This window comes from Photorhabdus khanii NC19 (genome assembly GCF_000517265.1).
GTDB lineage: Bacteria > Pseudomonadota > Gammaproteobacteria > Enterobacterales > Enterobacteriaceae > Photorhabdus > Photorhabdus khanii.
In genome coordinates, this window is the sequence record NZ_AYSJ01000014.1 from 205052 (window position 1) to 226677 (window position 21626).

At 43.1% G+C, this 21626-nt stretch carries 15 protein-coding genes, 2 pseudogenes and 1 CRISPR repeat array; of the genes and pseudogenes, 9 read left to right on the plus strand and 8 right to left on the minus strand.

What is annotated here, in order from left to right:
- The 6 genes and pseudogenes from PTE_RS16465 to cas6f all read left to right on the plus strand — a co-directional run.
- Positions 1-1037: IS1634 family transposase (locus PTE_RS16465; RefSeq protein ID WP_036848910.1), on the plus strand; the 1037-nt coding region annotated here is incomplete at its 5' end.
- 345 nt (positions 1038-1382) lie between these two features.
- Positions 1383-1688, plus strand: a pseudogene (locus PTE_RS16470) (helix-turn-helix domain-containing protein).
- 858 nt (positions 1689-2546) lie between these two features.
- The gene (gene csy1 / locus PTE_RS16475; RefSeq protein ID WP_036848911.1) at positions 2547-3902 is read left to right on the plus strand and encodes a type I-F CRISPR-associated protein Csy1; all 1356 of its coding nucleotides are present in this window, start codon (positions 2547-2549) and stop codon (positions 3900-3902) included.
- On the plus strand, positions 3899-4861 hold the full coding sequence (gene csy2 / locus PTE_RS16480; RefSeq protein ID WP_036848913.1) for a type I-F CRISPR-associated protein Csy2: 963 nt from the start codon (positions 3899-3901) through the stop codon (positions 4859-4861). Before csy1 ends, csy2 begins: the two co-directional genes overlap by 4 nt.
- A gap of 23 nt (positions 4862-4884) precedes the next feature.
- Positions 4885-5898: a type I-F CRISPR-associated protein Csy3 gene (csy3, locus tag PTE_RS16485; RefSeq protein ID WP_036848915.1), complete on the plus strand. Its 1014-nt coding sequence runs from the start codon at positions 4885-4887 to the stop codon at positions 5896-5898.
- Between the two features lie 9 nt (positions 5899-5907).
- Positions 5908-6462 carry a type I-F CRISPR-associated endoribonuclease Cas6/Csy4 gene (gene cas6f, locus PTE_RS16490; RefSeq protein ID WP_036848917.1) on the plus strand — a complete coding sequence of 185 codons (555 nt, stop codon included), beginning with the start codon at positions 5908-5910 and terminating at the stop codon, positions 6460-6462.
- Positions 6463-6591: 129 nt separating this feature from the next.
- A CRISPR array of direct repeats spans positions 6592-7278; the repeat unit is 28 nt; unit sequence GTTCACTGCCGCACAGGCAGCTTAGAAA.
- 48 nt (positions 7279-7326) lie between these two features.
- Here the strand turns inward: cas6f and iolB are convergent.
- From iolB to PTE_RS16530, 8 genes are all read right to left on the minus strand, one after another.
- Positions 7327-8154: a 5-deoxy-glucuronate isomerase gene (gene iolB / locus PTE_RS16495; protein WP_036848919.1), complete on the minus strand. Its 828-nt coding sequence runs from the start codon at positions 8152-8154 to the stop codon at positions 7327-7329.
- Positions 8155-8189: 35 nt separating this feature from the next.
- Complete coding sequence (gene iolE, locus PTE_RS16500) at positions 8190-9080, minus strand: myo-inosose-2 dehydratase (protein WP_036848921.1); 891 nt, start codon at positions 9078-9080, stop codon at positions 8190-8192.
- Positions 9081-9119: 39 nt separating this feature from the next.
- Positions 9120-11024: a bifunctional 5-dehydro-2-deoxygluconokinase/5-dehydro-2-deoxyphosphogluconate aldolase gene (locus tag PTE_RS16505; protein ID WP_036848923.1), complete on the minus strand. Its 1905-nt coding sequence runs from the start codon at positions 11022-11024 to the stop codon at positions 9120-9122.
- A 74-nt stretch (positions 11025-11098) separates the two neighbouring features.
- Entirely contained in the window at positions 11099-12232 is a 1134-nt protein-coding gene (locus PTE_RS16510) for a Gfo/Idh/MocA family protein (protein WP_036848925.1), read from the minus strand.
- A gap of 345 nt (positions 12233-12577) precedes the next feature.
- Positions 12578-14248 carry a solute:sodium symporter family transporter gene (locus PTE_RS16515; protein WP_036848927.1) on the minus strand — a complete coding sequence of 557 codons (1671 nt, stop codon included), beginning with the start codon at positions 14246-14248 and terminating at the stop codon, positions 12578-12580.
- A 117-nt stretch (positions 14249-14365) separates the two neighbouring features.
- Complete coding sequence (iolG, locus tag PTE_RS16520; protein WP_036848929.1) at positions 14366-15352, minus strand: inositol 2-dehydrogenase; 987 nt, start codon at positions 15350-15352, stop codon at positions 14366-14368.
- A 361-nt stretch (positions 15353-15713) separates the two neighbouring features.
- Positions 15714-17648 (minus strand): 3D-(3,5/4)-trihydroxycyclohexane-1,2-dione acylhydrolase (decyclizing), encoded by a 1935-nt coding sequence (iolD, locus tag PTE_RS16525; protein WP_036848937.1) that lies wholly within the window; start codon positions 17646-17648, stop codon positions 15714-15716.
- Positions 17649-17664: 16 nt separating this feature from the next.
- A complete protein-coding gene (locus PTE_RS16530; RefSeq protein WP_036848939.1) occupies positions 17665-19176 on the minus strand; it encodes a CoA-acylating methylmalonate-semialdehyde dehydrogenase in 1512 nt (503 codons plus the stop codon).
- Between the two features lie 304 nt (positions 19177-19480).
- Here PTE_RS16530 and PTE_RS16535 point away from each other — a divergent pair, with 304 nt between their 5' ends.
- The 3 genes and pseudogenes from PTE_RS16535 (at position 19481) to PTE_RS16545 (ending at position 21437) form a co-directional block, all read left to right on the plus strand.
- Positions 19481-20314, plus strand: a complete 834-nt coding sequence (locus PTE_RS16535) for a MurR/RpiR family transcriptional regulator (RefSeq protein ID WP_036848940.1) — start codon at positions 19481-19483, stop codon at positions 20312-20314.
- 222 nt (positions 20315-20536) lie between these two features.
- Positions 20537-20905, plus strand: a complete 369-nt coding sequence (locus PTE_RS16540; RefSeq protein WP_036848942.1) for a hypothetical protein — start codon at positions 20537-20539, stop codon at positions 20903-20905.
- A gap of 140 nt (positions 20906-21045) precedes the next feature.
- Positions 21046-21437 (plus strand): annotated as a pseudogene (locus PTE_RS16545) (tRNA-binding protein).
- Positions 21438-21626 lie beyond the last annotated feature (189 nt).

A 21626-nucleotide genomic window follows, 5' to 3' on the forward strand; every position in this document is an offset into this window, starting at 1 on the left:
ATGCCAAAGCGTTCGCAGAAGTCACAAAACACCCTATTAGTTGTCTGAGAGCAGCGCAAAACAGTCGCTATTTTGTCGCGGATGCCGCGCTGTATAGTGAAGCGGCAATATCTTCTCTTCATCAACAAAAACAACACTTTATTACCCGCGTGCCGTTAACGGTTAAGGAAGCTAAACAGCAGCTGCGGAACGTGAATACCCGCCAATTACAGCCTTTTACCGAAGGTTACGCGGGATGCTGGATTGAATCCCATTATGGCGGGGTCCCGCAACGCTGGTTACTGCTCAGCAGTACGGCTGCCGCGCAACGTGAAGCACAGGCTTTCGCGAAAAACACCCTGAAATTAACGGAAAAAGAGCTGAAATTGTTTGAAAAATTGTGCAAAAAAGCGTTTGCCTGCAAGGAAGATGCGTTACATGCCCTGCGTGATTTTGAATCCGTCTGCCAGTTTCTCGCGGTTGATGCTCCGGAGGCGAAGGAAATCGTGACTTATCAGGGGCGTGGACGCCCGGCGAAAGCTCAACGCGCTCAGATTCATTATCAGCTATCGGGCCGGGCTTACAGTCAGCTGGATAAAGCTGCCGATGCCAGACTCCAGGTGGGGATGTTTATTCTCGCCACCAACGACATGGACGAGGAAGCCCTTGATATGGAAACTTTGCTGGCCAATTACAAAGCCCCGCAAAAGGTTGAGCGGGGCTTCCGGTTTTTGAAAAGCCCGGAGTTCCTGACCGCTTCCCTGTATCTGAAAAAACCGGAACGTATCGAAGCTTTATTGATGGTGATGACATGCAGTTTAATGGTTTATGCGGCGCTGGAGCATAAAATTCGCAGCGGATTGAAACAAAATGCGGCATTTTACCCGGATATGAAAAACCGGCAGACACAATCGCCCACCGCCCGTTGGGTATTTTTAACCTTTGAAGGGATTAATACCTTCGAATTTCAAGAGCATCGGAGGGTAACGGGTATACAACCGTACCAAAGTGACCTGTTGAAAATATTGGGTCGGTGGTATGAGTCTTTTTATTCCTGAATTGGGTGCGGAATGTCGGATTAATCAATCTGGTCTACGAAATGTGGTTTGATATTAAATCAATTCAGATCGTTACTTTTCAAATCGTTTTTGCGATCTTTAACGTTTAACACCCATTCAACCCTCTTTGGAATGGATTTTCAGCAACCCGACAATCAAAATGTATACTTTTTGATGGGTAATGAGTGGTGATTGTCGTTCGATTAGACTGTGCTAAATGAATCGAACGATATTAGTGAGTCTACAAACAAGGATATACTTTTTGCCAATGAAGCCAAAACTTAATTTGGTGATATGCTGTTAAGTACGATACAACGTAGTTATCCAGCAACGGAGAAATATCAAATGATCACTAAAATTGACACTGAAATTCGTAGGGTAACTCCAGCCGGACATAATATATCTTCTGAATTAGGTTTTACTGAACAAGAGGCTCAACAACTTCATGTAACCTCTTTACGAGAAATAGAAAACACACTGCAAATCAAATAACGGTTAATGAATGAAACAAACTAAAGTCGCAACGGTGTTACACATTTCTCGACCAAAAGTATCTGATGTTGTGAATAAAAAGGTAAGTAAATTCACCATTGAGCATTGGTTAATATGTTAAACCGTATAAGGAAACCTGTTCAGATTACGGTGGGTTAAGACCCACACATAAGGTCATTAGAGCAATTCAAAACAAGAGGCACCTAGAATGGGCGCCTCTTGGCATTTCAAAATTCTATTCATTGGTGCTTTGATATTTTATTAAACCTATTTATATGTATTTTAAAAATTTTTTATATATAAAAAATTATTGATTTATGGTACCTCCCATGCCTATAAAGATCAATTAGTAATCACTTTGATTTGGTTCCATGAGCACATTTGAATGAGGATATATGGAATGAAGGGGAGCGAGATGGGGAGGTTGGGGTATGTTTTATTCTTTGTCATCTGGCTAAATTGTGCAAATGTTTCTCATAATGAGTTGAATATGATAATAGGTCGGAAGGTGTATATATTTTGTCGCTATAGACAGGGACTTTATAAAGATATTGGTAGTTTGTAATGGATGTGTATGGCAGCGCACTGGGTGGCGCTGCCTAAGCTGCCTGCGCGGCAGTTGGTTTTTGTCTTAAGGTAATAGACATAAAAATATTTCTAAGCTACCTGATACGGCAGTGTCTAAATTATAAATGTTTAGGGGATTAAATTCTATATAAAATTGTAGATTTTCCTTCAAAAGTATTTATATTGAATATTATTTTGTTCCTAAGTTGGGCGTCAATACACAGACTCAGTGGGAAGGCGGGATTGCATTTTTTTAACAATAAGTTGAACTCTTAAAGAAATAAACTATCTTATGAATAACCATTGATGATGGGATGTCTTGATACTTTGCTTCTCACTGGGATGATAGTCAGGGCTGGAGATATTTATTGGTTGATGATGTACCAAATTTTTTTGCGCTAAATTTAGCGGGCACCTGGATAATCATTTTGATAAGGTAGGTAAAATCCTATGAATGAAAATGGATTGAGTCGATTTATTGTGGATTATATTGAAAGCTGTAAACAGTCAAAGCTGGCGGTCTTTGATAAAAAGGCGGAAAAGAAACTGGCAAAGCTAACCACTATGGAGGATATTACGCTAGTTAAGGAAGAGTTAGCTGAACAGCGCAAGGAATTGGAAGAGAGGTATGAAGTTAGAAATTGGCTGGACGATGCCGCAAATCGGGCAAAAAAAACCAGTCGAGCGACACATGCTCCGAAATATTCCCATAGTGATGCAAAAGGAAGCAGTATTTTTTCAGTATCATCAGATGTAAAAGAAAATACCGAGTATCTTTCTACTTCTGCTTTGTATAAACCGGCAATCGACGTAGTAGCAGATGCGAAATATCTTGATGTCGCAAAATTGTTGCAAACGGAATATCGGGGAGATTCATTGATGGAGTGCTTGAATAGGAGGGATTATTCAGCATTGGCTGAATTGGCGGAGAATGAAAAGCAACTTAAACGTTGGGTAAGTGGATTTCGGCAAGTTCTATCAGATGAAACTCTTTCCTCGCATAAGCTGGCAAAGCAGCTTTATTTCCCGATAAATAGTGATGGTGATGAGTACCATTTATTAAGTCCACTATTTTCTTCATCGTTGGCGAGTGCTGTGCATCATCGTATTGTTGACGCCCGCTTTAGTGAATTATCTAAAGAAATTAATAAGTCTAGAAAAGAAGAAAGTTGGCACCCAGGAACTAGAGTGGTTTACCCTAATACTGCGGTACAGAATTTCGGAGGTACTAAGCCACAAAATATCTCTTATCTTAATAGCGGGCGAGGTGGGAGCACTTGGCTTTTATCTTGTGCTTCTCCCAATTGGCTAAGTATTACCAAACCTCCTATGGAGCGCAGGTCCATTTTTGATCGGCGTAGTGAGTTTGTCTCATTAGCTCGTGAAACTATCGGAAAGATGCGGCAATATTTATTCGTTGTTCAAGATATCGAGAATAATAGAAAAATCAAAAAACTCCGTCAGGAATTTGTCGATCAAATTATTGATATTTTGTTTAACTATGTTGCTGGTATACAAAATCTGTTTGAGCTTAAAGGCTGGAGTGCTAGTGATGATTGTGAGTTAAAACGTACTCAACAGCTTTGGCTTGATCCTTATCGTTGCCAACTGGATAAAGAATTCCGATTTGAACGTGAAGGTGGCGACTGGAAAAAAGAAATAGCCGCAGATTTTAGTTACTGGCTGAACCAGAGTTTGAAGCATGAACGATTAGAAATGGAATTACCTGAACGTCGTGAGTGGGCTTCTGAGTTTAAGAAACGGTTACGTGAATTTGAGGATGAATTGCCGGAGGTGATGCCATGAGTTATCTAATTGTTTTGCGCCATATTAAAGTGGAAAACGCGAATGCGATTGCAGGTTTAACCTATGGTTTTCCAGCAATCACCCATTTTCTTGGGTTTACTCATGCACTTTCACGTAAATTACAGCAGCGCCATGATTTAAGACTAGAAAATTGCGGCGTTATCTGCCATAACCACCAATTACATGCTTATCAATCTGATCCTATTAGGGATAAAGTTTTTGCATTAACCCGAAACCCGTTAACTAAAGAAGCAAAAACGGCGGCATTTAATGAAGAAGGCCGTATGCATATGACGGTTTCTTTATTAATTGAATGCATTGGTGAAATTGAAAATGGTGACGAAGGATCTAGGAATTTAGAAAAACATTTATGGGAGATCTGCCAAACTCAGAGATTAGCAGGTGGTACTATCACTGAAATTGCTAAAGTAGATGTTATTGCTTTTCCGCAGCGAGAACAGGAAACCCGTAAATTAATGCGTCGCCTGTTGCCGGGGTTTGTTTTGTTGGATCGTTCAGAGTTATTAGCCAATCACTACGATGCATTAAAGCAAAGCAACCCACAGGCAGAAATGATTGACGCCTGGCTTGATTTTGCCGCTATTAAAATGAGGGCTATTCCTAAGCAGGAAGATAAGCAACCTGAAGTTGGCGACCCGGCACATTGGGAATATGTTCCCAAACCCGGTTCTGGATATTTAGTCCCTTTGATGACAGGTTATCAAGCTATATCGCCGTTATATCCCGCAGGGAAAGTAGAAAAAACCCGTGATCCTAATACGCCATTTTGTTTTGTTGAAGCAATTTATGGGATAGGCGAGTGGAGAAGTCCGCACCGTATTAATGATATTCGCCAGTTACTTTGGTGTCATCATTACCAAGAGGGCGTTTACCGATGCTGTAATCAGCAGTCTGTTACCCATCAATCTAAACCCAATAAAAAAGTAAGAATCGACTGATTAATTTAAAAAAGGATATTCATATGTCTAAATCAACCATTAAAACGGCTTCTGTACTGGCGTTTGAACGTAAACTTTCTAATTCTGATGCGATAATGTTTGCTGGAAATTGGGAACAGATCAGTGGTGAATGGAAGCCTATTGTTATTCAGGAAAAAGCAGTCCGAGGAACGATTTCCAACCGCTTGAAAAACGCTTTAACCAGCGATCCGGCCAAACTGGATGCAGAAATTCAAAAAGCGAATTTGCAACGTGTTGATGTTGCTGCATTGCCTTTTGATGCTGATACCTTGAAAGTCAGTTTTACATTACGCGTATTAGGTAATCTTGCTATGCCGTCTGTGTGTAATGATCAGGATTATCAGGCTGAACTGGCAAATGTAATCAACGGCTATATTGCCGAGCATGGTTTTAAAACGCTTGCTGCACGATATGCAGAAAATCTGGCTAATGGACGATTTTTGTGGCGTAACCGGGTTGGGGCGGAAGAAGTTAAGGTTCGTGTGAAGGGTAAGAGTGGCGAATGGTGGACTTTTAACAGCGAAGATTTTAGTTTACGTGAATTCGGTAAAGTGGAAGGTAACTTGGCTAAACTTGCTGCCGAAATTGAGGAAGGGTTGGCGGGTAGTGGATCAACATTCTTCAACGTTGAGGCGTTTGTTCGCTTAGGCTGTGGTCAGGAAGTTTTCCCTTCTCAAGAATTAGTTCTCGACAGCAACAGTAAAAAAAGCAAAGTGTTGTATCAGGTCAATGAGATTGCTGCGTTGCATTCACAGAAAGTAGGCAATGCGCTTCGCACCATTGATACTTGGTATCCTGATGCATCTGAATTGGCTCTTGGCCCCATAGCTGTTGAACCCTATGGTTCAGTAACCAGCCGGGGTAAAGCTTATCGTCAGCCTAAAGTAAAAATGGATTTCTATACTCTGCTGGATAACTGGGTTGTCAAAGGAAAAGCACCAGAAGAAGTAGAGCAACAACACTACGTTATGGCGATTCTGATTCGTGGTGGTGTTTTTGGTGAAAAAGGTGAATAAGGGGATACGATGGATTATTACCTCGAAATCCGTGTCCTGCCCGATCTTGAATTCGGTCAGCAAGATCTTATGGCGGCGCTGTTTGCTAAGCTGCATCGAGCCTTGGGGCAGGCAGGCAATGGGCGGATTGGTGTCAGCTTCCCCCGCGCGGGAAAAACGTTGGGGAACACGTTGAGGATTCACAGTTCAAGCGAAGCGTTGCAGGATTTACAGGCGTTACCTTGGTTAAAAGGGCTCAGGGACTATACTGAAATGGTTGATATCCAGCCAGTACCTAAAAACACTCGATATCGTTGTGTTAGCCGGGTACAGGTTAAAAGTAACGCAGAGCGGCTTCGTCGTCGTTCGGTTAAAAAGGGCTGGCTAACCGAGGAACAAGCTCGGCAATGCATCCCAATAAGCAAAGAACAACGTACTGATTTACCGTTTCTGAACCTCAAAAGCCTGTCATCAGGACAAAGCTTTCCGTTGTTTGTTGAACAAGGACCAATAGAAGACAGACCAACACAAGGAGTTTTTAGTTCTTATGGATTAAGTGCGTCAGCTACCATCCCCTGGTTTTGACCCTTTTTTAGCGGTTAATTATAACCTTTTGATTTATTTAAGAGATTAGCCGCTGCTTATAAAAAGGGTTTTTCCGCTTTTTTTAACTATGCTCTTTAATAATCAGTAGATTAAAGCTAATATCTAACAGTTCACTGCCGCACAGGCAGCTTAGAAAGCGCAAAATGGGCACACTCTTAGATATATGGGTTCACTGCCGCACAGGCAGCTTAGAAAAAGCCGACTTATTGAAACTGGGCTATTCCGATGTTCACTGCCGCACAGGCAGCTTAGAAACATACAAAGTGGCTGTGCAAGTACCATATCGTGTTCACTGCCGCACAGGCAGCTTAGAAATTAATAACCCACGGAGATATATCGCTATACGGGTTCACTGCCGCACAGGCAGCTTAGAAAATACGAACTGGAGAAAGCAGCAAGTACATTCAGTTCACTGCCGCACAGGCAGCTTAGAAACTACATCAAGCGGGTTCACACTGTTCATTAAAGTTCACTGCCGCACAGGCAGCTTAGAAATGCTCATACTATCAATATTCCTGAGCGTTCATGTTCACTGCCGCACAGGCAGCTTAGAAAATAGTGAGTTAAGCGCCGAGAAAGCCAGAAAAGTTCACTGCCGCACAGGCAGCTTAGAAAAGATGAACTAGAGGAAACATTGTATGAAAGTTGTTCACTGCCGCACAGGCAGCTTAGAAAGTGGGTTATTAAGGCCGCTGAACAATGCAGGAGTTCACTGCCGCACAGGCAGCTTAGAAAGTTAGCCATCCCCCATTAAATTCATCAGGAATGTTCACTGCCGCACAGGCAGCTGCGCGCTCAATTGAGCGCGCTAAAAAATAAGCTAATCTTGTTTTCTAATATGAGTTATTTCTTATGGTTTTGAGCATATTCTTCACTGTTAACCCATTGATGGTCTTTCTCCCAGGTAAATAGCCACTTGCGAGTTGGTCCTGCCATGACATTGAGATAGTAGTTGTTATAACCAGCAATGGTTGCCACTGGGTGATAGCCCTTGGGAACAATGACCACATCTTTGTTATAAACCGCCATTGATTCATCCAGTGAACAGTTATCGGTATAGACTCGTTGCATACAAAATCCCTGCGCTGGGTTCAGGCGATGGTAATAGGTTTCCTCCAGATAGGTTTCCTGTGGTTCATTGTCAGTATCGTGTTTGTGGCTGGGATAGGAGCTGGTACAGCCCTCATCGGTAAAAACTTCGACCACTAATAAGCTATCAGCAGGTTTGTTATCCGGCAGGATATTGTGAACATAACGTTGGTTGAAACCGCTCCCGCGTTTTTCTGCGTCAATATCCTGTGGTGTAATCAGGCGAGTTGGGTAATTTCCTTTACCCGGAGCCTGACACACCGCCAGTTCGAGAGCTGTATCGGCAATAACGTCAACAGATTCACCTGCGGTGATATAGACGGCATAGGGCTTTTTGCGTTCAAATGGCTCCATGCGATCACCAATATGCTCAAATTTCTGATATGGTGTGATAACCGTAGCTTTTCCTGCCACCAGCACCAGACACGTCTCGTTTTCTGATGAGGGTAATGTGATTTTCTCACCTGTGGTTAACTCATAAACATCAAAGTGGACATATTTCCAGTTTGCAGATTCCGGTGTGATATGTTGAGTTCGTTTATTCCGATCCGGTGCATGATATTTTGATAGTAATTTGGACATATTACCTGCCTCAGCATTGCTTTTGCCGTGATTAATTAAAACAATCCGGCATCTCTGGCAAATTTGTGTAAATTGTTATAACCCATCGTTGCGTAGGTGAATGGGTGAGCAACAGCCGGGTCTTGTTCTGCTTCAACCACCAGCCAGCCTTGATAATGGTGTCTTTTCAGTACCTGAAAAATTGCGGGATAATCAACGCAACCGTCTCCCGGTACGGTAAATACGCCACTCAGCACTGCATCAAGAAAACTGGTTTTGCGGTTTTTCACATCTTTGAGTACATCAAGGCGAATATCTTTACAGTGAACATGGTTGATGCGTTTCGCCCAACGTTCCGCGACTGCCAGTGGATCAGCGCCGGCAAATGTCAGATGGCCGGTATCCAGCAACAATCCAACTTCTTCACCGGTATTTTCCATGAGATAATCAACATCTTCCGCAGTTTCGATTACGGTCCCCATATGATGGTGATAAGCAATTTGAACCCCTTGTTCTTGGGTATAATGGGCGAATTCAGTCAATTTCTCACCATATTCTTGCCAGCGATCAGCGGGAAATTGAGGACGAAGATGAACCGGCTTGCTCTGATCGCCGTGAATACAATTTGTCACTTCAGCAAATACCATCACATTAGCCTCCAGTTCGCGTAACAGCGTCAGGTGAGAGTGTGCGGCTTTAATCTCTTCTGCTACCGAACGGGTAAGTAATTCGCCGGAGTACCAACCGGATACCAGTTTTAGATCGTGTGTGGCAAGAATGGGACCTAATATGCTGACCTGACGAGGAAATTTATTGCCCAGTTCAAAACCGGTAAAGCCTGCCTGACGGCCTTCAGTTAAGCAGGTTTCCAGGGGCGTTTCTGCGCCGAGAGTGGGTAAGTCGTCATTGGTCCAGGTCAGAGGGTTGATACCAAGCTGCACAGTCATGATGAGTCTCCTGTAAAATGAAACAATTTTGTTATGTTCCTATCCGCGCTGACGCCACAAACTAATCAGGTTGTGATAGTTAGTTTTTATCTGTTGAATCAGTTCGTTATCATCAATTTCATTTTTTAGCCACTGTAGCGATGGCTGGCCGAACAGGGTTCTTCCGACAGCAAAACCTTTGACGATAGATTTTCCGGCCGCGGCATTGAAACCCGCTTTTAGCTCTTCCTGTGGAGCATCAAGACCAAGAATAACTACGCCGCGGCAATATGGGTCCCGCTGCTGGATTAAATGGTTAATATTGTCCCAGCTATCAGCGTTGAGAGGAGGAAGTTTCCACCAGTCCGGTTTAATGCCAAGGTTATAAAAGCGTTTGAACGCACGGATATAGTATTCATCTGAATGTTTCATTTCCGCAGGTAAAATCACTTCCAGTAAAAGTTCATGGCCGGATTTACCGCAGGCGGCATAAATTTCCTGAATTTTTTTCTCTTGTGCCAGGCGAAGAGGGTGAGCATCTTCTGGATGAAAAAACACCAGACATTTGACGATGTGTTCCAGTGGCCAATCAATAAGCTGGGAGCCGATGCTGCCATGTTCCAGACAGAGCGGGCGGGAGCCAGGTAGTTCAATTGGCCGGCCTATCCACCAACCCTGACCCGTAATTTCATTCAAAACATCTTGACCAAAAGTGCTGTCACATAACAGGCCCACTTTTCCTTGTAATCCAGCTTCTGCGGCAACTTCCCGGCTGGTGCGCAGTAAAAGTTGCTTTAATGATGGGATACGCTTGATATCGGCATTGGCTTGATGGGCCATTTCGATAAATTGGATTCGGTGGTCAAATGCCATCACGCACAGTTCATCCCACTGATTTTTACGGGTGCCAATACGGTGTAGGTGATTCAGTGTTTCATCCAAATCAGGGCGTAGCACCTGATTGGCTCGCGATAGATAGTTATCAAGCTCTTTTTTATTTGGCATGGCGGGAGCACACCCATGACGGGAAACGACTAATGCACCACAGGCATTTGCATAGGTACAGGTTTTTTCCCAGCCTTCGTCATTAAGATAACCCCGTAACAGGCCAGACATAAAAGCATCCCCCGCACCCAGTACATTGAGAACATCAATCTGAACTCCCTGTACGGTAATGCCATCATCCAGATTATCAGGGATTACAGCGGTAAAAACAGAACATCCCAGTGCTCCACGTTTGCAGACCAGTTCAGCCGAAGTCTGCTTACGGATATTGCGTAGTGCTTCGATGGTATCGGTGGAACCACCCGCAATGTGGAACTCTTCTTCTGTTCCAACAATCAGGTCAAACCGCGATAACACTTCCTGTAACTGGGCTGTTACCTGTGCTGATTCGATATAACGGGTTTCACCATCGCCCAGAGACGTCAGCCCCCAAAGTACAGGGCGATAATCAATATCGATAACCGTTTTTACACCATGACGGCGGGCGTAGTTTAGGGCAGTCAAGACGGCATCGCGGGTATTCGGATGAGAAAGGTGCGTCCCAGTAATTGCCAGACAACGGGCTGATGCAATGTATTCTTCGCTGAAATCATCACGGGTAATTGCCATGTCGGCGCAGTTGTCACGATAGAAGATCAGCGGAAAAGTTGTTTTATCTTTGATCCCCAGAAGCACCAGCGCAGTAAGACGCTCTTTGTCAGTGATTAGATGGCTGGTATCACAGCCAACACGTTGTAACTCTTCCCGGAGGAAACGCCCCATATGTTCATCACCGACTCTGGCCAGCATGGAAGATTTAAGTCCCTGACGGGCAGTACCATAGGCGACATTACCGGAAGAGCCACCAAGATATTTTGCAAAACTTCCCATGTCTTCCAGTCGAGCACCGATTTGCTGACCATACAAGTCAACGGCAATTCTGCCCATACAGATAACATCAAACTTTTTTGTCTGATCCATTGAACAACTCCTTATTGAGTACAACATCAAGTGTTGATATGGTGTGCGCCGATAGTGGAGCGTAATAAGAAAAATTAATTAATTTCAGTGACATTTACCCAACGTTGTTCTTTATAAGAATGGGCAATAGCATCCAGAATGCGCGAGACTTTCCAGCCTTCGGTGAAATCCGGCCACATCTCTTGATTGTTGGCGATGCCATTAATTAGGTCCCTGATTTCCACTGTTTTTTGATCATTGAAGCCGATGCCATGACCTGCGCCGTTGCAGAATGGGGCGTAATCGGGGTGTTCCGGGCCGACAAGAATAGTTTTAAAACCTTGGCGGTTTGCAGGTTCATCGTGGCGGTAAAGTTTTAATTCAGCCATTCTTTCCTGTGTGAAACTCAAAGTACCTTTTGTTCCTGTGATGACGTAGTTCAATCCCATTTTTCGGCCACAGGCAACACGGGAAGTTTCAATAATACCCATTGCTCCGCTGTTGAAACGCACCATCGTATGCGCTTGGTCTTCGTTTTCTACCGCCGCCATGATGTCGGAACCTGTTTCTTTCGGGCGTTTTTTAACGACGATTTCCATATCCCCGCAAACAGTTTGAATATCTCCGACCAGATATTGCGCCATATTGATGATATGAGCAGCAAGATCACTCAATGCACCTAATCCAGCTTGATCTTTGAAACAGTGCCAGTGAATAGGCGTGAGGGGATCAGCCATATAATCTTCGTTATGAGTGCCGTAGAAATGAACGATTTTACCGATTTCACCATTTGAAATGATCTCTTTAGCCAGTTGTGCAGTGGGGTTTTTCATATAGTTAAAACCTACCAGTGTTTTCACTCTGGCTTTTTTGGCTGCTTCGGCCATTAATTTTGCATCAGTTGAATTGAGTGCCAGCGGTTTTTCGCAATAAACATGTTTGCCGTGTTTGATCGCTTCGAGCGCCATCTCTTTATGTAGGAAGTTGGGTGAGCAGATATCGACAACATCAATATCAGGATCTGCCACTAATTCGCGCCAATTATCGGTAAAGCGCCGGAAACCTAATGTTTCAGATCGTTTTGCTGCAAGCTCAGTAGTCACTTCCGCTACCATTTCACGAACGAGTCTGCCAGCCAGAGGGAAAACCGTCGGCGCTTGTGCATAAGCAATGGCATGTGCGCGCCCGATGTAACCAGTACCGATTAAGCCGATACGAATCTCTTCCATTATTGTTTCTCCAAATTAAAGCTGACAAACCGTTTGTTGTGTACAGTAGGTTATTGAGTGTTTTTTAACCTTTCTATTGTCGCATACCCGTTATATGAAATATTTATTTCAAATTCAATGTAATTGGAAATATTAATTCTTGTTTGTGATCTGATCAGGGTTTTTGAGGTAATATAGCGTTATATATAGTTAATTTTTTAATAAGTTGCATATTTTCCAAAGATAAAGGATGAATATAAGTGGATGGATGAAATTTTTATTTCATCTTTATTTTGGTGTATGTGGAAAGTGTGTATTGGCTTTAGTTAAGCCATCTCTTCCCTGCAATAAAGGGAAGAGATTTTTCTATTGTTTCCTAAACAGAGCACTACCCATTTTATAGAATACATAAAGCAGTATTAATGTCGCCATCAGATAATAAATAATCATTATTATTGTGGGAACATGATGTGCGAGAAATACGTACATAGAAATCGACCCCAGAACAATTAACCATGCAACAGGTTTCACCATAGACCACGGTGTAATATCTACCTGCTCGGTATAAACATCTTCAAATGGTTTGGCTGGGAAGAAGTAGCCAATAGCCAGCATGAAAATAACATTGAGGATAAATAAAATACCGACTAAATGAAAGAAATGCAGGTCAATTTTTAAAATGAAGTTACAGATAATATAAGCGGACATACCGAATAACAGGCCGAGTTTAGCGGCAATAGGAGGTACACGTTTAGTCAGCAAACCAACCAATACCACACTAAGAATGGGCGCGTTAAAAATTCCCTGTAATTGTTGAATAAGATAGAACAGACCATCCGGCGCATTAGCAACTAATGGGGCAACAATCATGGTTGTTAAAGCTAACCCAAGTCCCAGATATTTACTGACAGCGACTGTTTGAGCTTCAGTGGCTTTTTGGTTGATTCGTTGTCTGTAGATATTAACGATAAAAAGTGTTACAGATGAATTAAGTCCGCCACTGAATGTGGAGAATACGGCACCGACAACGACAGCCGCAAAAAAGCCAACCAATATTTCAGGCAGAACCAGATGTACCAATTGTGGATAGGCATTATCCGGGTTGTCTATTTGTCCTTTGAAAATATGGAACGCAATAATGCCTGGTAGAATAATAATGGATGGAATAATGAGTTTAAAGAAGGCACATAACATGACGCCTTTTTGCCCTTCGGCCAGGTTTTTTGCACCAAGGGCTTTCTGAACGATTGATTGATTGGTACACCAGAAAAACATATTGGAAATAATTAAGCCGGTGAATAACGTGGAGAAAGGAACCAGTGAATCCTCACTGCCGATAGAGTTAAATTTATCAGGGTTAGTCTGGTAAACCTCAACTAATCCTTGCCAGGCATTGCCGCTGCCGACATAGAGCAGGGCAAAAATTGTTACCATTAATCCTCCAACGATTAAGCCGACTCCGTTAATCGTATCCGCGACTGCAATCGCTTTAATACCACCAAAGATAGCGTAAATGGCACCTAATCCACCGACTCCCCAAACCATAATCCATAAGGCTGTGGTTTTATCGACACTGAATACATTTGAAACCTGGAATAAACTTTCTAATGCAATTGCACCTGTATACAGCACAATGGGCAGCAATGAAATGACATACATAGCCAGGAATAATATTGAGGTGATCAGTAGGGTATTTTTGTCAAATCGACGTTCAAGATATTCAGGAATGGTTGAAATGCCGAGTTTCAGATATTTAGGCAGGAAATAAAGAGCAAATAGAACAATGGTAATAGCGGCTATCACTTCCCAGGCCATGACGATAAATCCGGTTCGGAATGCTAACCCATTCAAACCGACTAAATGTTCTGTAGAAAGGTTCATCAACAACATAGAGCTACCGATATAAATACCGGTGAGAGAACGCCCACCAAGAAAATAGCCTTCAGTAGATTCTGTCAGACGGGCATTATGTGTTTTGTAATAAGCAAAACCAGCGACTAATAGGGTAAATCCGATAAATGAGAGAAAAGCTAACATACTATCCTCCACGCCTGATTTACGGTTTTCAGGCAGCAATGTGCTAACGGGAAAGTGGTTTTTCCCGTTTTTATTGTGAAAACAAATTGTGAATCGGTTATTCCGGTTGGGCCTGTTTTATAATTTGATTTCTTTACCGGAGTACAGGGATTCAAGCGCTTTATCTGCCAGATAGAGTGCTTGTTTGCCATCAAAACCACTGCATTCTGGTGTGGCACGGTCAGCCATGACATCGACGAAATGATCCCATTCAGCAATGTAGGCTTCCCGGTAACGTTGCAGGAAGAAGTGCTCTGGTCTGGCGGCTAAACAGCCGGTGTTTTCCCAGAGTTCAACACTGTTTTCTTTGATGTTGCCGGCACTAAGCAACCCTTTTTCACCATGTAGTTCAATCCGCTGGTCATAGCCGTAACCTGAGCGGCGGCTGTTGGTAATGGCTGCCATTGCACCTGATGGGAATTTCATAACGATAAAGGCGGTGTCGATATCACCAGCTTGCCCAATTGCCGGATCAACCAGATTACTGCCTTGGGCATATATTGAGTATGGTTCTTCACCGATAATAAAACGTGCCATATCGAAGTCATGTATTGTCATATCCCGGAACATCCCACCAGAGACTTTGACGTATTCAGCAGAGGGAGGAGAGGGATCACGGGACGTAATCAACAAAGATTCGGCTTTTCCAATCGTGCCGGTATCAAACAGTGTTTTTAACCGGCGGAATTGCGGATCGTAGCGACGGTTAAAGCCAATAAACAAGGGAACTTGATACTGTTTAACGGTTTCAAGGCAGTGATGAACACGTTCAATATCAAGGTGAACCGGTTTTTCACAGAAGATTTTTTTGTGATGCTTTGCTGCGAGTTCGATGAGATCTACATGAGTGTCCGTCGCTGAAGCAATAAGGACACCATGAACTTCCGGATCAGATATTGCCTGTTCAATGGCTTGTACTTTTGTTTGGTATTTCCGTGCTAAAGATTCAGCACTCTCTTGGTTCGGATCGACAACAGAATAAAGGCAGGTTTCTTTATGATTCGCGATATTCGCCGCATGTACCTGACCAATACGCCCGGCGCCAAATAATGCAATGTTAAACATAGATGCTCCTTGATACTTGGGTACTGCTTGTGGGGTATTCAGGAATATATCAAATAAAATATTTATTTCAATTTTACTATATTTGGAAATTATATTTTTGTGTGCCGGATAGCATTTTGTAATCATAATATTAAATTTGTGTTAAACAGATCACGTAAAGTAAGATTCATACTGGCCGGAATAAACTATTTTTCCTTTAAAAACAAATAAAAATATCGATTTGATTAAGTCATTGCTACACTTAACAATAAAGATTGAATAAGAAGGATAAAGCAATTCATTTTCGAAATAAAAATTTCAAGAATAGTATTGGAAGTCATTGGGAAAAGTGGCCTGCCAGGCAGCAGGCCGTCAACTTTTTTTAATACTGACGTATTTTAGATGCAACCATCTCCTTTATTTTCTTTGATGCAGATTCTATAGCTGGATTCTCGGCTACCTGTGCCGTTCCTATGCGCCACCATGATTCATAGCCATGTGTCATGGTCTTAGGCAGCACTTTGATATCTATCAACACGGGTACGGTTTGTTTTCTGGCTTCCTGTAATGCGTAAAACAGTTGCTGTTCATCGTGAACTCTGTAACTTTTGCAGCCGTAGCTTTCTGCATTTTTGGCAAAATCGACTTTAATCAGTTTTCCATCCATGTAGCCACTCTCTGGGTTCCGGTAACGGTTTTCTGTGCCAAAACTGCCCATCCCTTGGCTCATTTGCAGGTTGTTGATACAGCCGAATCCCGCATTATCAAATAGCAGCACGGTGATCTTGATATTTTCCTGTACTGCGGTTTGCAGCTCCGAATGAAGCATCATATAAGAGCCATCACCCGCTATGGCATAAACGGGTTGGTCGGGGCAGGCGAGTTTGGCACCAATAGCCGCGGCTATCTCATAGCCCATACAGGAATAGCCATATTCAAGATGATAGGTATCCGGTTGTTTAGGTTGCCATATCCGCTGTAAATCGCCGGGTAAGGAACCGGCGGCACCAACAATAATGGCTTCGGGTTCAAGGTGTTTATCCAGTAATCCCAATACCCTGGTTTGTGTCAGGCGGGTTTGTAATGTCTGGCTGTACTCTTCCAATTTATCATCAAGATGACCGGGGATTTCTGGCGTAAAACCTTCCTGATACTGCACTTCTAATAGACGATTTAACTCTTTTCGCCACACTGCCCGCACCTGAGGAATTTCATCTTGATAACTACTGCGATAACTTGATTGAGTAAGCTTCTCTGCAATAGCATTTAATCCTGCCCGGGCATCTGCCACGACAGGAATTGCATCTAGTTTACAGGCGTCGAATTCCGCTACGTTGATAGTGAGAAATTCAACATCTGGATTCTGAAACAGGGATTTGGATGCGGTTGTGAAATCAGTAAACCGGGTGCCGACGCCAATAATCAAATCGGCTTCTTTGGCTATCAGGTTTGCTGCAAGACAGCCTGTTGCTCCTAAACCACCACAATTAAGTGGATGGTCGGCAACCACAGCACTTTTGCCTGCCTGTGTTTCAGCAAGAGGGATATTGAAGTTTTCTGCGAACTGACGGAAAGCTTCATGTGCTTCTGAATAGCGCACGCCGCCGCCGCAGATTAACAAGGGTTTTTTCTTGCGGCTTATTAGTGTCACCGCATCGTTGATCATGGCGACAGATGCCGGGCGGCGTTCAATACGATGGATCCGTTTTTGGAAGAAATAGTCCGGAAAATCCCAAATCTCGCCTTGAACATCTTGTGGCAGACAAATTGTGACCGTGCCTGTATCAGCGGGATCGGTCAGAACCCGCATGGCATTAATCATCGCGCTCATGAGTTGTTCAGGCCTGGAGATACGATCCCAGTAACGGGAAACAGGGCGGAAACAGTCATTTGTACTGATAGTATAGTCATGGAATTGTTCAACTTGCTGTAAAACCGGATCAGGCTGGCGGCAGGCGAATAGATCACCGGGCAGTAGCAACAGAGGGATCCGGTTAGCGGTGGCGGTTGCCGCGGCTGTTACCATATTAGCGGAGCCAGGGCCGACAGATGAGGTCACGGCAAAAATCTGTTTGCGCTTTTTCTGTTTGGCAAAACCGGTTGCGATATGAGCCATGCCTTGCTCATTGCATCCCTGGTAAATTGTCAAGTGACCGGGAGCTTGCTCCAGCGCCTGCCCTAATCCGACAACATTACCATGACCGAAAAGGGTAAAAACGCCTCTGATGAATGGATATTGTTCACCATCTACTTCCACATATTGTTGATTCAGGAATTTCACCAATGCCTGAGCGGTTGTCATTGTTGATTTGTTCATTTCACAGAACTCCACTTTATTCCATCGTTGGCATGATAAAACTGCTGGAATGATGTTCTAACCTGATACTTTCCGGCCAACGGCTGGTGACGGTTTTCATGCGGGTGTAAAAACGAACACCATCATTGCCATGAACGTTAAGTGGACCAAAAATCGAACGTTTCCAGCCACCAAAGCTGTGGAATGCCATAGGCACCGGAATGGGGACATTAATGCCGACCATACCGGCCTGTACATCTTCGCTGAACTGGCGGGCAGTTTCTCCATCGCAGGTGAATATGGCGGTACCGTTACCATACTGATGGTGATTAATTAACGTGAGTGCGGTGGCATAATCAGGCACACGAACAATGGTCAGGACCGGGCCGAAAATCTCTTCCTGATATATTTTCATCTCTGGCGTGACGTTATCAAATAGTGTCGGGCCAATAAAATAGCCATTTTCATAACCAGGAACGTTGAGTTGACGGCCATCGATCAATAGGCTGGCTCCTTGTTTTTCGCCGCTGGCGATATAGTCACAGATTTTGGCTTTGTGTTGGGCCGAGATAACCGGACCCATATCATTCTCTTTACCTTCAGTCATACCGGGGCCGACAAACATTTTGTTGATCTGCTGATGTAGTTTTGCAATCAGGGCATCAGCCGTTTCATCTCCAACCGCTAATACAACAGACAGTGCCATGCAACGCTCACCTGCTGCGCCAAAAGCCGCGCCCATAATTGCATTACAAGCCATATCAAGGTCAGCATCCGGCATGAGAATACAGTGGTTTTTGGCTCCCCCCAGTGCCTGACAGCGTTTCCCATGTGCAGAGGCGGTCGTATAGATGTATTCGGCAATGGGGGTAGAACCCACAAAGCTAACGGCCTGTACTCTCGGATCAGTCAGTAGTACATCAACTGCCTCTTTATCGCCGTTGACAACATTAAATACGCCATCGGGTAAACCGGCTTGTTTAAGCAGTAGTGCCAATTCAACAGCAACAGAAGGATCTTTTTCTGACGGCTTCAATACGAAAGTGTTCCCTGTAGCCAGGGCGATGGGAAACATCCACATAGCAACCATTGCCGGGAAGTTGAAAGGGGTAATACCGGCGCAAACACCTAACGGTTGCATCAATGAGTGGCTATCGACGCCTGTTCCGGTATTAGCGGAATGTTCACCTTTTTGCAAATGAGGAATACCGCAGGCAAATTCAACAACTTCCAGGCCGCGAGTTAATTCACCGATGGCATCTGAGTAGATTTTTCCATGTTCTTCTGAAATCAGTCGCGCTAACTTGTCTATATTGGCTTCCAGTAATGTTTTGAACTGGAACATCACCCGGGCACGTTTAAGTGGTGAAGTTTTAGACCATCCACTGTAAGCCTGATGAGCAGTTTCAATTGCCTGTTCAACTTCATCGGCTGTGCTTAGTGCTACCTGACGTATCTGTTTGCCCGTTGCTGGATTGAAAACAGGAGAAAAACGGGTGCTGTGACTAGGAATGAGTTGCCCGCTGACATAATTCTTTATTTGTTCCATTCTGAGCCTCACTTGCAGATTGTAATGTTTGTACTGAATCAGAAACGTTGGTAGTAGATATATGGAATATTTATTTCGTTTTCAATGATATTTGGAGCAAAAAGCAATTGGTGTGATCGGAGTAATGTTTTTATGAATGACAGGTAATTAGGTGACTAATTAGTTGTTAATCAATGTGATGATAATAATAAATTATTGCAATTAATGGATTATATATTTCATTTTGAACTATAAAAATGAAATATGATTCATCTTGTATGGTAAAACTATTACAATTGCCGGTGATAAATTTTATGGGGGATTTATGTCTGTAGCATCGAATCTGAATGAATTTCAAGAACAAGTCCGTTCACGCTATGGTGAATTGAGTAAACGCTTGCAACAAGTAGCCCGATATGTGCTGGATAATACTAATCGTGTAGCTTTTGATACTGTTGCTGTGATAGCCAGAGAAGCTGATGTTCCTCCATCAACATTAATTCGTTTCGCTAATGCATTTTATTTCAGTGGCTTTAATGAAATGAAACAGCTATTTCGTGTACATATGGTAGAAGAGACTGCCAGTTATGCAGACAGAGCCAGATTATTCAGGGAACTGGATGGTGAGCAGGAGCCGCTGGAAGATCCACAGCATATTTTGCAGGAATTTGCTCGTTCAAATGTGCAGGCTATGCAACAGCTGGCTACCCGAACAGCCCCTGAAGATTTAAAAAACGCGGTAGACTTGTTGGCTCAGGCTAAGAATATCTACATTATTGGGCTGCGCCGTTCTTTCAGTGTGGCTGTTTATCTTTCTTATGCATTGAGTCATCTGGAGTGCCGTCCATTATTAGTGGATGGTTTGGGGGGGATGTTCAGGGAGCAGATTAACTTAATTGGGCAAGAAGATGTTGTCGTTTCAATCAGCTTTACCCCTTATGCAGAAGAAACATTGATGATCAGTGAGAGGGCGGCAAAGGCAGGGGCAAAACAGATAGTGATTACTGATAGTCAGATTAGCCCTCTTGCCAGTTTCAGTGATGTCTGCTTTGTGGTTAAAGAAGCACAGGTGGATGCATTTCGTTCCCTGTCTGCAACGTTGTGTTTAGTGCAATCTTTAGCGGTTGCTCTGGCTTATCGACAAGGGAACACTATTTAATTGTGAAATGATGTTCTTGTATTCCTGATGAACACTTTAATCATTATTAACCCGTTGGTGCCGGCGGGTTAATTTCTACCAGGTTAGTGGAAAAATCTCTGTTTAAACAAAATGTAAACCTGATATTGGTAACTGGTTTTTATGCGTAAATGTTGTTGATTCCTATTGGCAATAATTATTTAATAAATGTTCGAAGTTATGGTTTTACAGAGGGATCATACGATGATTAAAGGATCGCGTTACATTTTTGTCATTTTATCTGCAATTTCTTTCCAGGCATTTGCTTTAAATTTCCATTACAAAAGTGATATTCCGGCAGACAATAAGCCATCGGCAGAATATATGAAGCAGAGAGAAAATCTTGCGTCTAAGCATTTGAATGTGGATAAACTCACTGCGGATAATGAACTTGTGAAAAAATGGGAACAGGGAAGGCAGGTTGAAGAAACAAAAAGATATGCTGAACGCTGGCAGAATAATGAACAATTTAATCATGGATTCAATAATTCAATCCTGCGGGATATTGAGCGAGCTAATCGAATTGAACAGAACGGGGGAATGACCAGAAGTAACTTTTTTGATAGGAAGTGATCACTATTTAAAGCTATTTGAATAGTAAATTGAATGAGTTACCGAAAAAAGCAGCTTGTCGATAATTGTTGACAGCCTTTCGAAAGAATTTCCTCTACTGTCATGTGAATATAATGATTTCATACTGAGTGGAGAAAGACATGGAACAGATCGAATGGGCTGATTTTGAAAAAGTTGACATGCGGGTTGGCACAATTATTTCGGCAGGATTGAATGCCAAAGCCAGCAAACCTGCCTATAAATTACAAATTGATCTCGGTGAACTGGGGGTTAAAAACTTTCAAGCGCTCAGATAACCGCACATTACACACCTGAGCAATTAATCGGCCGTCAGGTTCTTTGTGTGTGCAATTTTCCACCAAAGCGGATCGCGGGTGTCAAATCAGAGGTATTGTTAACCGGTAGTGTCGATGAAAATGGTGCGGTGGTGATCGCAGAATTTACTCTTCCTGTCCCTAATGGTCATAAGTTGTTGTANACCNCNTTATTTTGTTGTCGAATGATTGGAGTGTGTTTTAATCAGCGACAATAAATATGTCTCATCAATTACCTTCATTACATTTACGCCGGTATTCAGCTGAAACTATTAGCCATAGCCATCAGGGGTTATGGCAGTTCGTTTTTGGCTATGACGGGCAGTTGGAATTAAAGTATATCTGGTCGACCGCCGGGACTGTGTTTTAATCACTACCGGTAAACAAGTCCTCTCATTTACCTCCCT

Excerpts from the sequence above, each read along its gene's own strand:
- csy2 (WP_036848913.1), top strand. The coding sequence starts at position 3,899 with ATGAGTTATCTAATTGTTTTGCGCCATATTAAAGTGGAAAACGCGAAT.
- PTE_RS16505 (WP_036848923.1), bottom strand. The coding sequence starts at position 11,024 with ATGGATCAGACAAAAAAGTTTGATGTTATCTGTATGGGCAGAATTGCC.
- PTE_RS16510 (WP_036848925.1), bottom strand. The coding sequence starts at position 12,232 with ATGGAAGAGATTCGTATCGGCTTAATCGGTACTGGTTACATCGGGCGC.
- PTE_RS16515 (WP_036848927.1), bottom strand. The coding sequence starts at position 14,248 with ATGTTAGCTTTTCTCTCATTTATCGGATTTACCCTATTAGTCGCTGGT.
- iolD (WP_036848937.1), bottom strand. The coding sequence starts at position 17,648 with ATGAACAAATCAACAATGACAACCGCTCAGGCATTGGTGAAATTCCTG.
- iolB (WP_036848919.1), bottom strand. The coding sequence starts at position 8,154 with ATGTCCAAATTACTATCAAAATATCATGCACCGGATCGGAATAAACGA.
- csy1 (WP_036848911.1), top strand. The coding sequence starts at position 2,547 with ATGAATGAAAATGGATTGAGTCGATTTATTGTGGATTATATTGAAAGC.
- iolG (WP_036848929.1), bottom strand. The coding sequence starts at position 15,352 with ATGTTTAACATTGCATTATTTGGCGCCGGGCGTATTGGTCAGGTACAT.
- PTE_RS16530 (WP_036848939.1), bottom strand. The coding sequence starts at position 19,176 with ATGGAACAAATAAAGAATTATGTCAGCGGGCAACTCATTCCTAGTCAC.
- PTE_RS16540 (WP_036848942.1), top strand. The coding sequence starts at position 20,537 with ATGATTAAAGGATCGCGTTACATTTTTGTCATTTTATCTGCAATTTCT.
- cas6f (WP_036848917.1), top strand. The coding sequence starts at position 5,908 with ATGGATTATTACCTCGAAATCCGTGTCCTGCCCGATCTTGAATTCGGT.
- PTE_RS16535 (WP_036848940.1), top strand. The coding sequence starts at position 19,481 with ATGTCTGTAGCATCGAATCTGAATGAATTTCAAGAACAAGTCCGTTCA.
- iolE (WP_036848921.1), bottom strand. The coding sequence starts at position 9,080 with ATGACTGTGCAGCTTGGTATCAACCCTCTGACCTGGACCAATGACGAC.
- csy3 (WP_036848915.1), top strand. The coding sequence starts at position 4,885 with ATGTCTAAATCAACCATTAAAACGGCTTCTGTACTGGCGTTTGAACGT.